The sequence below is a fragment of the Edaphobacter acidisoli genome, from assembly GCF_014642855.1.
Classification (GTDB): domain Bacteria; phylum Acidobacteriota; class Terriglobia; order Terriglobales; family Acidobacteriaceae; genus Edaphobacter; species Edaphobacter acidisoli.
Window position 1 is genome coordinate 594,386 of record NZ_BMJB01000001.1, and the last position, 13,591, is coordinate 607,976.

Genomic DNA, 13,591 nt, shown 5'->3' on the forward strand with positions numbered 1-13,591 from the left:
GGAGTAGCGTGGACAGGGGGATGTCTCCGTAGAGCTAGTTTACGTGAGAGAGCGAGCCTGTCCTAGTTGCTGGGTTGTGCACTCTGTTGAATCATTCAATGAGTGCATAGCGTTAAGGCTGAAGATCGCCAGTGTATCCAGCGGCCACGATGTTCTTCTGAATTTTTTCCATGGTCTTACGACTGGGCATCCTGCTGGTCATTACACCTTCAAAGAAATAGCCCGTGGCCCAATTGCTGTTATCACCGCCGATGCCGAGGATGATGGCGCCTTCTTGTTTCATCGGCTGATAGCCGTTCGGAAGAGGGATGATGCCGGTACTGGTCAGTGTTCCAGACTGGGCGTTGCCTTGGTATATGGCATAGCTGTGCTGACCGTCGCTGGCGCCCATGTCGGTAACGAACTGTGTGCCGCTGGGTACGGCGAGATGGCCATAGATGCCATTCTCCATATCGAGACCCGCATCCGGTTTGCAAGGGCTGTGGTGGCACATGATGTTGATCGCGTTCATGTGGCCGGCGTCGTTGTCGAGGTTGTTCGTTTCTGCGTTACCGAAATCAAAGCAGCACTTCTCGTTGAGATGGAGAGCCGAGGTCACCATGTAGACGCCCTCGGGCTGGCCATTAACCGCTGTACCTTTGGGGGTATCGTTGCGATAGCCCATGCCTGGGGAGATGGAGATGCCGTAGACTTTGTGTCCGCCCACAGTTACCGGGAGAGCATTAGCCACGGCAGGAATGTCGTAGCCGCCAGGGCCAGGGCCGTGCGCCGCGCCCCCGGGAGGTGCGAGCGTGAGGTCGTTATGATTGGGCGACTGGTCGTACAGCTTAGTGATGGTGCAGGATGTGTCGGCGCAGAAAGCGTCCTGCTTGGCGGCATCGGCATAGCCGCCGTGGAGAAGGCCAATGTCGATAGAGGTTTTATCTGACTGGCGCGTGACCTGGTAAAGCGGGCCGGTGTATGCCTTATACAGGGCGCGGGTAGTGCTAATAGCTGCAACGCACGGTGTCTTGGAACCGAAGAGGTCGCACGGACGAGGTTTGACCGATTGCGCTGAAGCAACACAGATCGGAAGCATTGCAACGGCGAAAAGAAGAAGCGTAGATGGCAGAAATTTTCCGAACAATGAAGATTTTGGTTGCATGAGATGCCCGTGAGTTCCTTATGGTTGATTGGGTTCACTTTTCTGCTAACAATTAGTCGACACCATCGTCCTTTATGCCTAACGAAGCGATCTCATATATGCCGCATCGATCTTCAAAGACTGCTGCCATGGCATATCAAATTCTTCCTGCTCTACAAATGCGTGCCGAATGTGCTGGTTCTTCCTGGCCTGGGCCATTACAGGTTTGTAATCGATGTCTCCGCGTCCCAGCTCTGTGACTTTGGGTTGTTCAGGAGCGGATGCCAGATGGAAATCCTTCACATGCAACATAGAAAATCTGTACGGATGCTGGTGCATCAGGTCGACAGGATTGTGTCCGGCGACACGCGCCCAGCCACAGTCCAGTTCGAAGGTCACTTTCTTCGGATCCGTAAGCTTCAGCAACTCTTCGTAGGGAACCACGCCATCGGTTACTTTGAACTCGTGGATGTGGTTGTGATATCCAAACTGGATTCCGTGTTTCGCCGTCTCTTCTGCGAAGTCATTGAACTTTTCGGCGTTGAAGCGCCAGTCATCCAGGGTGAGCTCCTGGTGGCCTTTATCGGGTGTGCGTCGTCCCGGGCTTGAGCAGATGATGTACTTCGAACCCAGCTCGGTGTCGAAATCCACCACCTCATCGAAATGATTCGCAAGATCGTTGTATCCGTGATGCGAGCTCACACAATGCAGCCCTGCTTTATCGAGCGATGCGCGAATCTCCTTGGCACTCTTCGCGGGAAGGGCAGCGGACTCGACTTCGGTGAATCCCGCAGCAGCCACGCCTGATAATGCCATGTCCAGGTCCTGTGCCATCTGCTGTCGCACGGAATAAAGCTGGATCGCCAGGGGCAGTCCGAGAGGGTTCGAAAAAGCAGAGCGGGTGGCAAAGGCAAAAGCGGTCGCCCCGGCAACAAATTCACGGCGATTCAGTTTCACTAGAGGCTCCTAAATGTTTCCTTTTTTCATTTCGTCTGCAAGTCGTTCCGAGGCACGCATGGAGAGGGCCAGAATGGTCATGGTCGGGTTCTGCCATCCCGAACTGACAAATCCCGCACCGTCTACGACCCAAAGGTTTTTGTGGTCATGACTCTGCGACCAGCGGTTGAGCACGCTTGTCTTTGGGTCATTGCCCATGCGACAGGTGCCTACCTCGTGAATCGAATAGCCCGGCGGGTTGGGGACCTTGTTTGAGACAAGCACTTCAAATCCGGCGTTGTGTGCTACCTCGGACATCGTATCCACCGCATCCGCGGCCATGTTGTACTCATTGTCGGAGTACTTCGTCTCAATGTGCAGCACTGGAATGCCCCACGCATCGGTCTTCTGCTTGTTGATGCGGACATGATTTTCATATCGCGCAAGTACTTCGCCCATGATTGTCATGTGGAAGCCGCTTCCCGCATACTGCTCCATCTTTTGGTCCAGTGCTTCTCCGTATTCTGCAAAATTGCTTGCCCCCATTGGTCCGGTAGCACTGGTCACATTCAAGGCGTATCCCCTGAGGAACTTATCTGATCTGCTGTTTATGTTGCGAAAACGCGGAATGATCGCGCTGCCGCCCATCAAATTGTCCGTAGCCTTGCCATCACGGGCTTCCGGTACGCTGCATACCAGCCCGACACCATAGGTCTGGTCGTGGAGATAGTGCCCCATTACGCCGCTGGAATTAGCAAGTCCCGAATTCAGCAGCAGCCGCGTGCTTTCCAGTGTTCCCGCGGCCACAACCACGACACGCGCCTTCACTGCTAATTCGCGATGTGAGCGGCGATCAATAAATCTGCATCCGTTCGGCTGTCCCGTGTTTTTATCGACCGTGATTTCGCGTACGACGGCGTCCTGAATGGATGTGAGTTTGCCGGTTTTCTCGGCATCCGGCATCAGCAGATTTACAGAACTGGCCAGGCCGTCTCTGCCCAATGCCTGGCGTTGCTTGCACACGGAGATACCCTTCGGTTTTGCCGCATCCATGAAGCGCAACATCGATTTGCTCCATGGTCTTTCATCCAGAATGAAGTTTCCATCGGGTAACTGCGGCGGACCGTCATTCGCGCCGGATACGCGAAAGATCCCTTCTACGCGCGAGTAATAAGGCGAAAGTTCCGCGAGGTCGAGGGGCCAGTCTTCTCCGAACCCATCGTGCGACTTGCCTTTCAGTTCGTAGTCGCTCAGTCGGAACGACTGCCTCGACCAAAATAACGATCGACCGCCAAATAACCGCACACGCACCCAGTTGTAGGGGTCACCGGGGGCGATGGTGTATGGAACCACGGTTTCGTCGACCCAGACGTTAGCATTGAACTCATTGGCCTGGAAGACATGTGGTACTTTCCCCGGTGGTTTAAAGCCGCGGAACGGGAGTTCATAGGCCGACTCGCGCTTCGCCTGATGTGTCACATCCGCAACGGGCCCTGCGTTCAGCATCAGGCAAGAGATGCCTTTCTCCGTCAAAATCTTGGCCGCCATTCCTCCGGAGTGCCCTGAACCGATAATCAGCACATCTGTAGTGTGTGTCGTCATTCCACTTCCTGCTGTGATTAAGAGGTTTTCCTGTTGCAAATTCTGCTGCGAAACGCAGGCTCGCATTAGGTTGTCGGCCGCGTGTGAATGCTATCCTGCCGTTCGGCATGCATATCGGGATCAATCGGCGACCAATAAAGCTGCATCGAACTCTCCTGCGTCTTTGGGGAGAGCGTTTCAAACCATACGTGGGAATTCATCGTTGCTGTGCGAATGTCAGCATGCACAATGTTCACGAAATCCGCATACGACTGAGTTGGAGGGTGGTCCGTCATCCACGGTCGCAGCCATGGCTTTACGATTGCATCGATCTGCGACGTGTCCAACTGAGCAAAGGGCTCCTTGTGCTTGAGCTGGGACTGCGCGTTCAGCCAGTTCAAGCCATCGATATAGAGCTTCTCTCGCGCCGCCTGGGAGTGCCCAATCAGAAAATCCAGAAACTGCGGCGTCTCTGCATCAAGAGCACCGGGGTGATTCTCCGTACGCGGCAACATCACATCAGACAGCTTGCTCAGCGTAGCCATTTGTGTAGCGGAAAAGAACGAAGGCACAGTGTCGGCGATTACATCGGCCACTGTAGTATGGGGAAGTGGTGTTCGTGGATTGAGGCCGAGCGTCCACGGCACAGGTGCAGGAAGAGCTGGCGCTGCATTGGTGTTCTGTTGTGCCAACAACCACTTTGGGGTAATGGCAAGCACGGCCATTGCGCGCAACAATTCACGACGCTCCATAAGCCTCCTTCATCAACAGAAAAACGTTACACCGCATCGGTTTCTGCGTCTACTCTGCCCACCGTGCATCTGTAGGATCTTTCAGTAGCAATCGCGATAACATCGCGATTGCTACTGAAAGCCCTTCATAGATGACGCCAGTGCGTCTTCATGCTCGATGCTGAGCAGGTCAATTAGCTCAAAGAGCTATGAAGCTCTTTCAGATAAGGTGCGGTGGTTCTTACTGCAGTTTTATCGTTCCTTTAAGCGGCGTCTCAGCCGAAGAATCACCGACCATCACCTGAAACTCGCCCTGTGGTATCTGCCACCCGTGAGTCTTCTCTGACCAATAGGAGAAAGAGCGGGCATCGAGCTTCAGTTCAACCGTCTTGGATTCGCCAGGATTCAGCATGACCTTGCGAAATCCCTTCAACTGGATCGGCGGCTCGTTGCCTTCGGCGATGGGTGGGAATCCAAGATACAACTGCGCCACTTCCGCGCCGGAGCGCTTGCCTGTATTCGTTACTTTGAAGCTGACGATTGCATTAGCTGCACCCGATAGCGTGCTCGTCTTCAAGTCGGAAAAGCGGAACGTCGTGTAGGAAAGCCCAAAGCCAAACGGAAACAAAGGTGTGACATTGTTGGCCGCATAGGCGCGATATCCTACCTCAATGCCTTCGCTGTAATGCACCGTGCCATTTTCACCAGGATATTGCTCGGGATGTGCTGCTAGTGTCTGGTCTACGCTCCTGGGGAAAGTGAGCGGCAATTTACCCGAAGGGTCAACGGCGCCGGTCAGCACATCAGCTACGGCGTGACCGTCTTCTTCGCCCGGATACCATGCTTCCAGCACCGCGGCTACGCTATCGAGCCACGGCATCAAAATCGCTGAGCCACTTTTCAGAACGACAATCGTCTTGGGATTTGCTTTTGCGACTGCCGTAATCAGGTCATCCTGCGCCTGGGAGAGTGTGAGCGACTGATCACGGCCTTCGCTATCTTCATCCCCAACCATAACGATGGCAATCTGCGCGCGCTTAGCGGCTGCCGTGGCCGCGTTTAAATCCGAACCATCGAGCACCGATATGCGTGAAGCCATTGCTGCACGCAGGCCATCATCAGGCGTGATGGTGTAGAGAGGAACCACGTGCGAGCTGCCGCCCCCGCCCGTGCTAGGCCGCACAGCCCACGGGCCGATGAGCGCGATGTTCCGCACAGCCGGGTCAAGCGGCAGGATGTTGTCCGCGTTCTTCAAGAGCACCATGCCTTGCGCGGCAATTTTGCGAGCCTCGGCTCCGTGCTCGAATGCCGGGATTGGCGCAGGTTTCGGCTGCGAGCCAAAGAGTCCGAACTCCATCATCTTGGCGAAGCGCCTCACGAGCATGTCGTCAATCCGCGACTGCGGCACCTGGCCTGATTCGACGGCTTTCTTGAGGTCGTCGCTGAAGTAACGGCCGGTGGGCATCTCCACGTCGAGCCCGTTCAGCGCACTGGGTACTGTGCTGTGTGTCGCGCCCCAGTCGGAGACGACAAATCCATCGAAGCCCCATTCTTTCTTCAGCACACCAGTCAGGAGCGGTTCATTCTCGCAGTTGAACGCGCCATTCACCTTGGGATACGCACACATCAGCGAAGCCGAATGAGCTTCCTTGATGGCGGCTTCAAACTGCGGCATGTAGATCTCACGCAGCGCTCGCTCGCCGATGATCTCGTCGACACTCATCCGCGCCGACTCCTGGTTATTTGCGATGAAGTGTTTGACGTTGGCAATCATATGCGCGCCATGCACGCGGTCCTGAATGCCTTCAATGTCGGCTACCGCGATGCGCGAGTCGAGATAGGGGTCTTCTCCGAAGCTCTCGAAGACACGACCGCCCTGCGGAACTCGCGCAATATTGACATCAGGCGCTTCAAAGAGCTGGCTGCCGGTCGAGCGGGTCTCTTCGCCTTCGAGCTTGCCATAGGCGAAGGCAAGCGAGGGGTCCCACGTGGCCGCGAGCGCGATCGGAGCCGGCATTGCTGTAGCCGGCTTCTGTGGGCCTGCGCCACCTGGGCCTACGCCTGCAGGGCCGTTGGTCATGTGGAATGCGGGAATGCCGAGACGTGGAAGACCTGGAATTACGCGGAAGTTTTGGGGATCCCGAATACCGTGGAGCTGGGCGATCTTCTCATCCAGCGTCATCTTGGCGACGAGCGAGCGGGCTCTGGCCACGGCTTGCGTATGCGTGAGAGCCGCTTGCTGGGCCGGAAGTGCTGTATCCAAGCCAAGGGCAATAAAAATCACAGTGATGCCGTGCAGCATAACGCCGCGCAGCACAGAACCGAGCCTATTTGTTAAGTTCATCTTGTCTCCAGCGGGATTGAAATTTGATTAGAAGCGAACCACAAAAGCGGAATATTGAATGAATGTGAGGCATAATTCATCTTTATAAAATTCAGATCAGATCGAACGAATGTACATGTGCTGAGCGCTCGTAGCTTTCATGTTCAAACTGCGTACTTATTCTATCCGCGAACTTGTGCACACCTTTATACGACTACCAGCCTTGTCATTGCAGGATTAGTTTCCAATTATGGTCGAGTGTTCCATATTTGACTGATCGCCGTGGCCTCATAGGGCTTCAGTGCACAGTCCACACACTTGCTTTCTACGATTTCGATGACAGTTGCATCTTTATGAGGCTGAACGAGCGTCTTTAGTGTCGTATCGCAGAAATACGCAGGCTGACAGCGTAATCATCGACAGTTTGCCTGCACAGCGTTTCTGGAAGAGCGATGCTCGTGCCCGCACCGTCACTCTTCCACTTGAGCTGGGTCTCACTCCCGAGCAGATGTATCGTCGCAGCTCGCGCTGGAACAATACCTTTCAACCTAAGCGTTCCAGGAGCTATCTCGCCTTCGTCGAGCAGATAGATCGCATAAAAAGTCCCATCCTTGCCACGGGTAAAGCACAGTTTGCCATCGCGGTATGGCGCGACAGGGCGCGTCGCATAGATCGCCTCACCGTTGATCTTTATCCAAGCTCCGATTTCAGCGAGTCGTGCAACAGCCGCGGTCGGCAGTTCGCCATTTGCATCAGGGCCGACATTGAGCAGATAGTTGCCGCCTTTAGCAACGATGTCTACAAGTATGTGAACAATCTGGCGCGCAGACTTATAGTGATCATTGGGCTTGTACGACCATGAATTGCCGAGAGTCATGCAGGTTTCCCAGGGATAGGCCAGCGGCGTCTTGGGTATCTGCTGCTCTGGCGTCCGGTAATTTTCGTAAGGACCACCAACGGCGCGGTCGACGATGATCAGGCCGGGTTGATTCCTGCGTGCAAGCGCAGCCAAACCTGGCATGTCGATATCTTGCGGCCATGGTACTTCGCCACTTCCGACGATCGCATCCGGATGGGTCTTTGAATTTACCCAGCCGCCGTCAAGCCAGAGAATATCAAGCGAGCCATATTCGGAAGTCAACTCTCCGATCTGTCGGTGTACGAATGCGGCGAAGTGTTGCCAGCGTTCAACATATTTACGCGTGTCGTAGTTGACATTCCGATCGGGAGTGGCCCATTCGGGTGCCCAATAGTCCGGGTTGTGCCAGTCAGGCTTTGAGAAATATGCTCCGATACCGAAAGATTGCTTGCGGAAAGCGGCAAAGACTTCATTGGCGATGTTTGCGCGGGGATTTGTGTGAAATGGAACGTCAGGCGCGGTGATGCGGTAGTCAGTCTGCCTGGTGTCGAACATTGAAAAGCCATCGTGGTGCTTGGTCGTGAATACAACGTATTTCGTGCCGGCATTTTTAGCGACGCCTGCCCAGACGTCGGGATCGAACCCGATCGGGTTGAACGTCGTTGGCAATGCCTCGTATTTTTTCTTGTAATCGACGTAGCTGATGCCCGCAGGACGCCTGATCCAGTCCTCAGAACAGATCGACCACGATTCCACTACACCCCACTGACTATATGGTCCCCAGTGCATCATGAAACCAAACTTCCAGTCCTGCCACTCATCAAGTTTGCGTAGAACAAGTGAATCAGCCTCGGGCACATATGGGTTACTGCTCTCAGCCGCTCCAACTGCCCCGACCGCCTTCACAACCGCCGATATCCCTACTAACTTACAGAATTCTCTCCGCTGCATTGCCATCCCTTCTTTAAGACTTTGCTAAGTTGGAGCCATGATGGATTGAGAGTGGCTTGAATCATCCCGTTATGACTATATATGCGAGGTCGATGATTATACCGAGGTGAGTGAGCGTGCGCCTCAGATGTCCATCCTGATGGTCCTGCGCGCCGTAATCATATTCCGTCGATAGCTGAACTTCTTCGCATTAGTAGGCATTGCTGTTGGCTGGAGGATAGGTCTCGCCAAACTTGTTTTTGTGATGATCCATCACATCGCCTGTGGTGTCGAGGTGAAATGTACCTAGTTGATTGTCCTGCGAGGTAATTTCGACGATATGGCTGAGCGCGTTGAGCCGATCTTTGTCCACGTCTTCGGCCCACAGGTCCATGCGATAGCTGCCTGGCGGGACGTTGTGAATGACGAGTGAGCCGTCGGGCGTGGATATTCCATAGTAGGGCGTGTTGAGCGTAATGATGACGGCGCCCATCTCGGGATGGATGTTGCAGAAGATATAGGAGACGCCTTGGCGGTCGAAGACGACGGTGCGATGCGTGTGCGCTTCGTAGAGGCCGAGGTCGAAACGTTTGCCGTTGAAGAGTGAGAAGACGTTGTGGAAGAACGGGTCGAGGTTGGGGAAGTCCACGCTGCTACCGGTGGGCACAACGAGCAGGTGCGGAGTGAATTTTTTGTCTTTTTGAATGAGGGTGTAGGTTTGCTTCGCGCGCGGCGCGGCGATGGGAGGATTTTTTCTTGTCGGCACCAGCCAGATGACGACATCGGCAGAGGATTTGCGGGGGTGTGAGTGCTCGGCACGGCGATCGAGTTGGATGTGCGCATAGACATCGACTGTCTGCGAGCATCCTGGCGCGGCAAGCAGTAAGAGCACCACTGCAATCGTGATCAGTCCGTGGCGTCGCTTTGTCTGGTTCGTCGTTGCAGTGTTCACTGAGGCTCTCTGCGGGCGATTAGAACTGGTATCCCGCTGTCAAGGTATAGATGTTTGCAATGTTTGGTGGACCAGTGTAGCGCCAGCTTTCGATATGCCGATACTCCGGCGAGAAGATGAGGTAAGTCTTTGGTCGAAAGATCAGGTTACTGCCTATGGTGCTGTTGCGCGCGTACAGCTGGAGCGGATTGGTTGAAGGCGGCAGGACGATGCCGTCAAAGTTGCTACTGAAGGCGTCGTCGAGGCCGAACATGGCGTTGGCCTCGATGGTGGAGCTGAACCTCAGCTTTAATTGGCTCCAACCGCCGGCAGCGTCGACACCTTTGGTGACAGTGAGGCCAGTGACTGGGTTCTGGCCGATAAGCGTGTCTTTGTATGCTCCGCCACCGAGCCCTCCGAGTGCGCGGCCGCGGTAGATTTCGCCGGAGACCTCAACTCTTTTGATTGGAATTCGCCAGTCGCCTGTGACTGCCCAGGAATGAATTTGTGTGCTGCTGGAATAAAACTGGCTGCTGGAGTATGCGCCGACACCAAAGGATAGCGACTGCGACGTGCCAAGATTTGGATCGTTGTTCGCGCGATAGGAGATGCGGCCCTCGTATCCCGGGCGGCGTGAGGCTTCGACTGGGCTGTCAAGTTGGATGGCCGTGTAGCCGGGAGATTGCGGATCGATGAAGCCACCTTCGAAGGCTATAGCATGGCTTGAAAATGGGACGCGCTGTTCGACACGAAGCTGTGGAGACCAGGTCCAGAGGTTTCCGGAGCCCGACAGCGCGGGTTGCGCGACAGTGGCGTAGGAGGTTGGCGACAGCGGCGAGATGAACGGCCCGGAGAAGCTGGCTTCAACGGTGGTGTTCTGCCAATCGAGAGCGGCCCGCGCCTGGCGCATACGCATGACGCCGGCGGTGGAGTTGTAGCCGTAGATGTTGGATGCGGACCCGCCGAAGAAGTCTGCGCTAATCGCTGCTGTGCTGCGCGCGCCTGCTAGTTCGGGACCGGCTGCTTGCAAAGTAAGGAGAGTCTGACGAAGTGTGGCGCCTGCGCTGCCGTGCGACCCGCCTGGAAAGCGGGGCAACGCCAGTGTGGGAAGCTCGACGTTATCGACGACTCCCGCGTTCGAAAACGCGTTGAACAGCGCCAATCCGGTTATGCGCACGGGATACTTCGAGACGGTCTCGACTTTTGTCTGGTCGTGCTGCTTGATCTCAGCCTGCATCGCTTGTTGCTCTTCGCGGATGGACTCGAGATCGCTCTTTTGCGGAGTGGCGCTGACAGTTGCGGTCTCGGCTGGGGGCTCCACTGAATTGGCAGGGATTTGCGCATGCAGAGATTGCAGTTGCGCGCGAAGCTGCTGGACCTCTGCCAATGATTTCTCAAGCACCTGCTGGGTCTGGGTGAGCGTGATGGTCACTTCGTTGAGACGCTGTTCGACTTCGGCGAGACGTTGCGCGTCAGGAGACGCTGTTGCCTGAGTCTGCTGCAGTTGCGCAAAGAGACACGTACCGCTAACAGCGAACAAAAGATTAGATGCGATGATTCGAATGACGACAGGACGAAGGGAACGAATCCGCGCGAGATGTATCGGATGATTCATGGCTGCTCAAATTCAGGCTTGGTTTCGGTGCTGCCAGCAGTGCCTGTCTGCTCGTTGAGGTTGTTGATCGTCGCAAGCTTCGGCGTCAAGCGGCCGAGTGCATCGAGGGCTTGTTTGAAGAGGACGATACTGAAGATTGTTCTGCCGGGTTGTGACTCTTCCAGCTTCACTTCTCCGCCGTGTTCCTGGGCGATGTGCTGTGCGAGAGTGAGTCCGAGGCCGACGCCGTTCTCTTTTCCTGCGCTGATGAATGGTTGGAAGAGAGTTTGACGAATTGCATTGTCTACGCCTGGACCCGAGTCTGTGATGCTGATGCGAATAGTCTTGTCGTCTTCTGAGATGCCGACCAAAACTAAAGGAGGGTCGGATCCGGCGCGCGCGGCCTGACATGCGTTTAGTAGCAGGTTATAAATGGCGCGACCAAGTTTCTTGCCGTCTACCCATGCTTCGATATGGGGAAGATTAGGGGTCTGGATTTCGATCGCGCGGCTCTCGGGATGCTGCAGTACGATTCGGATGGTGCGCTCGATCAATTGGTTCAGCGGCTCGCAGGCGAGATGCAGCGACTGACTTGTCTGGCTGAAGAGAAGCAGTGATTCAATCAGATCGGTCATGCCCTGCACTGCGTCTCGCACTTCGATCAATAGCTCCGCTCTCTCCTCGTTGCGTGTTTGCGCGAGGCTCATGAACTCTGCGTTTGCGTAAATGGCGGAGAGGTGATGGCGGAGATCGTGTGAGACGGAGCTGGCCATCCTACCGATGGTGGCAAGACGCTCGGATTCGATGAGCTCTCGATGCGTGCGCCTCAGTTCCTCTCGCATGCTGTCGAAGGTTTGCGACAGCTCGCGCACCTCGAGCGCACCGTCGGTGCTTAAGTAATAGTCGAAGTCACCTCGGCCAAGCGCGCGGGCTCCGGCAGCAAGTGTCTCGAGTGGGCGCGTGATGGTGCGTGCGATTGCTGCGGCGAGGACTAGCCCAATCAGCAATGAGGCCAAGCCCAGGGCGACAATCCAGCGGTTGACGCGACGCAGGTATTCGCTGGCGCGGTCATAGGACTTGAGCACGACGATTTGTACTTTGCTCTGACCCACTGCCGGAAGGGTGGAGACAGCGGCTATGTAGATTTCGTGATTTAGTTGAATTGTTCTGGGAGATGTTCCCAGTGCATCTATAGCCTGACGCTGCGAACTAAGATCGGCAGATGTCGTAGCAGGCAATGTTGTTGCGGAGATGGTTCCGTCAACGATGAAAGTGACTTCGGCTGCTGCGGCTTCGCTTACCTGGCTGGCTAGCTGGCTGTCGATGGCGTAGCCGATGATGACATAGCCTAGCTGCGAATCGTTTGCTGGTGGGCCAAAGTATAAGGGTTGGATGGATACAACATATAGATGTGGGCCGAATGAGACCATACAAGGGTCGTCCACTGCTGCCATACAGGCCTGGAGCCCTCGCGTTACAAGCGCGTTGTCGAGGCGAGGGCCACGGTTGGAGTAGGTGAAGAGCTTTCCGGTTTGACTTGTTAGGACGAAGAGATCGCTGCCGCTGATGTTCCAGAACTCCTGGCTGCCGTCCTGAATAGTTTGTGCATCCTGCGTGACCATAAGCGCCTTGAGGCTGGGGAGGTCGGCGAGCAGAGCGGCTTCGCGGGAGAGCATGGTGTCGCGTTGATGAGAGATGTTGCGGAAGGTGCCGAGCGAGTGGTCGAGGTCTGCGTTCAGGCCATTGTGAATCTGCTGCTGCACGCTGATTCGGATGATGAGCAGACACGTGGCCGTTAGCCCAAGTGATGCAGCCAGAAGCGAGACCATCAAGGTTGTGCGCATGCGCCAATGCTTCATGGGTCAACGTTCCCTCTGAGTGATTCAGGTCTGCGGTACGAATTTATATCCGACTCCGTGAACTGTGCGAAAGTAGACCGGATTTGCGGGGTCGGTTTCAAGCTTCTGGCGCAGCTTGAGGATTTGGTTATCCACGGTGCGGGTGGTGAGGTGGAAGCTGAGGCCCCAGACATCGCTGAGCAATTCCTCGCGGGCGATGGCGCGGCCGGCGTTTTCGAAAAAGAAGCGCAGCAACTTGAACTCATGCGCGGTGAGTGGGACTAGTGTGCCGCTTTTGTATATCTCCATCTTCGAGAAATCGACGGAGACATCGCCGAACCCAATGGGCATGCCCTCGACTTTTCTTCGTGTACGCCTGACGGCTGCCTGCACTCGTGCGAGAAGCTCGCGTGGACTGAAGGGCTTGGTCATGTAGTCGTCCGCGCCGGTTTCCAGCAAAAGCACCTTGTCGGCTACCTCAGTCACTGCGCTCAATACGATGACGGGAGTGTCGACCGACCACGACTTAATTTCTTTGCAGACGTTGCGGCCGGAGAGGCCGGGTAGCATGAGGTCCAGAACAACCGCTTCGGGACGTAGACGCTTGCAGGCAGCAAGACCCGACGGGCCGTCTCCTTCGATATGAACCTCATAGCTCTCGGCAACAAACAGGCGCTGCAATGCGCGCTGGATGCGGGGATCGTCTTCGATAACGAGTATCAGGCTCATGGTGCCACCTCGGTCT

At 55.5% G+C, this 13,591-nt stretch carries 10 protein-coding genes; all 10 read right to left on the minus strand.

Going from position 1 to position 13,591, the window contains the following annotated elements; translation table 11 throughout:
• Positions 1-112: 112 nt before the first annotated feature.
• The 10 genes from IEX36_RS02350 to IEX36_RS02395 all read right to left on the minus strand — a co-directional run bounded on the left by IEX36_RS02350 (position 113) and on the right by IEX36_RS02395 (position 13,575).
• Positions 113-1,078 (minus strand): arabinofuranosidase catalytic domain-containing protein, encoded by a 966-nt coding sequence (locus IEX36_RS02350; RefSeq protein WP_188757733.1) that lies wholly within the window; start codon positions 1,076-1,078, stop codon positions 113-115.
• A 144-nt stretch (positions 1,079-1,222) separates the two neighbouring features.
• On the minus strand, positions 1,223-2,080 hold the full coding sequence (locus IEX36_RS02355) for a sugar phosphate isomerase/epimerase family protein (protein WP_229668651.1): 858 nt from the start codon (positions 2,078-2,080) through the stop codon (positions 1,223-1,225).
• Positions 2,081-2,089: 9 nt separating this feature from the next.
• The gene (locus IEX36_RS02360) at positions 2,090-3,661 is read right to left on the minus strand and encodes a GMC oxidoreductase (protein WP_188757734.1); all 1,572 of its coding nucleotides are present in this window, start codon (positions 3,659-3,661) and stop codon (positions 2,090-2,092) included.
• A 65-nt stretch (positions 3,662-3,726) separates the two neighbouring features.
• A complete protein-coding gene (locus tag IEX36_RS02365) occupies positions 3,727-4,392 on the minus strand; it encodes a gluconate 2-dehydrogenase subunit 3 family protein (protein WP_188757735.1) in 666 nt (221 codons plus the stop codon).
• A 220-nt stretch (positions 4,393-4,612) separates the two neighbouring features.
• Positions 4,613-6,715, minus strand: coding sequence for a glycoside hydrolase family 3 C-terminal domain-containing protein (locus IEX36_RS02370; protein WP_229668652.1), 2,103 nt, complete (start codon positions 6,713-6,715; stop codon positions 4,613-4,615).
• A 352-nt stretch (positions 6,716-7,067) separates the two neighbouring features.
• A complete protein-coding gene (locus tag IEX36_RS02375) occupies positions 7,068-8,504 on the minus strand; it encodes an alpha-L-fucosidase (protein ID WP_229668653.1) in 1,437 nt (478 codons plus the stop codon).
• A gap of 190 nt (positions 8,505-8,694) precedes the next feature.
• Entirely contained in the window at positions 8,695-9,435 is a 741-nt protein-coding gene (locus IEX36_RS02380) for a hypothetical protein (protein WP_188757737.1), read from the minus strand.
• A gap of 19 nt (positions 9,436-9,454) precedes the next feature.
• A complete protein-coding gene (locus IEX36_RS02385) occupies positions 9,455-11,029 on the minus strand; it encodes a hypothetical protein (RefSeq protein WP_188757738.1) in 1,575 nt (524 codons plus the stop codon).
• A complete protein-coding gene (locus tag IEX36_RS02390; protein WP_188757739.1) occupies positions 11,026-12,852 on the minus strand; it encodes a sensor histidine kinase in 1,827 nt (608 codons plus the stop codon). The genes IEX36_RS02385 and IEX36_RS02390 overlap by 4 nt, the downstream gene beginning before the upstream one ends.
• A gap of 39 nt (positions 12,853-12,891) precedes the next feature.
• Positions 12,892-13,575, minus strand: coding sequence for a response regulator transcription factor (locus IEX36_RS02395; RefSeq protein ID WP_188757740.1), 684 nt, complete (start codon positions 13,573-13,575; stop codon positions 12,892-12,894).
• Positions 13,576-13,591 lie beyond the last annotated feature (16 nt).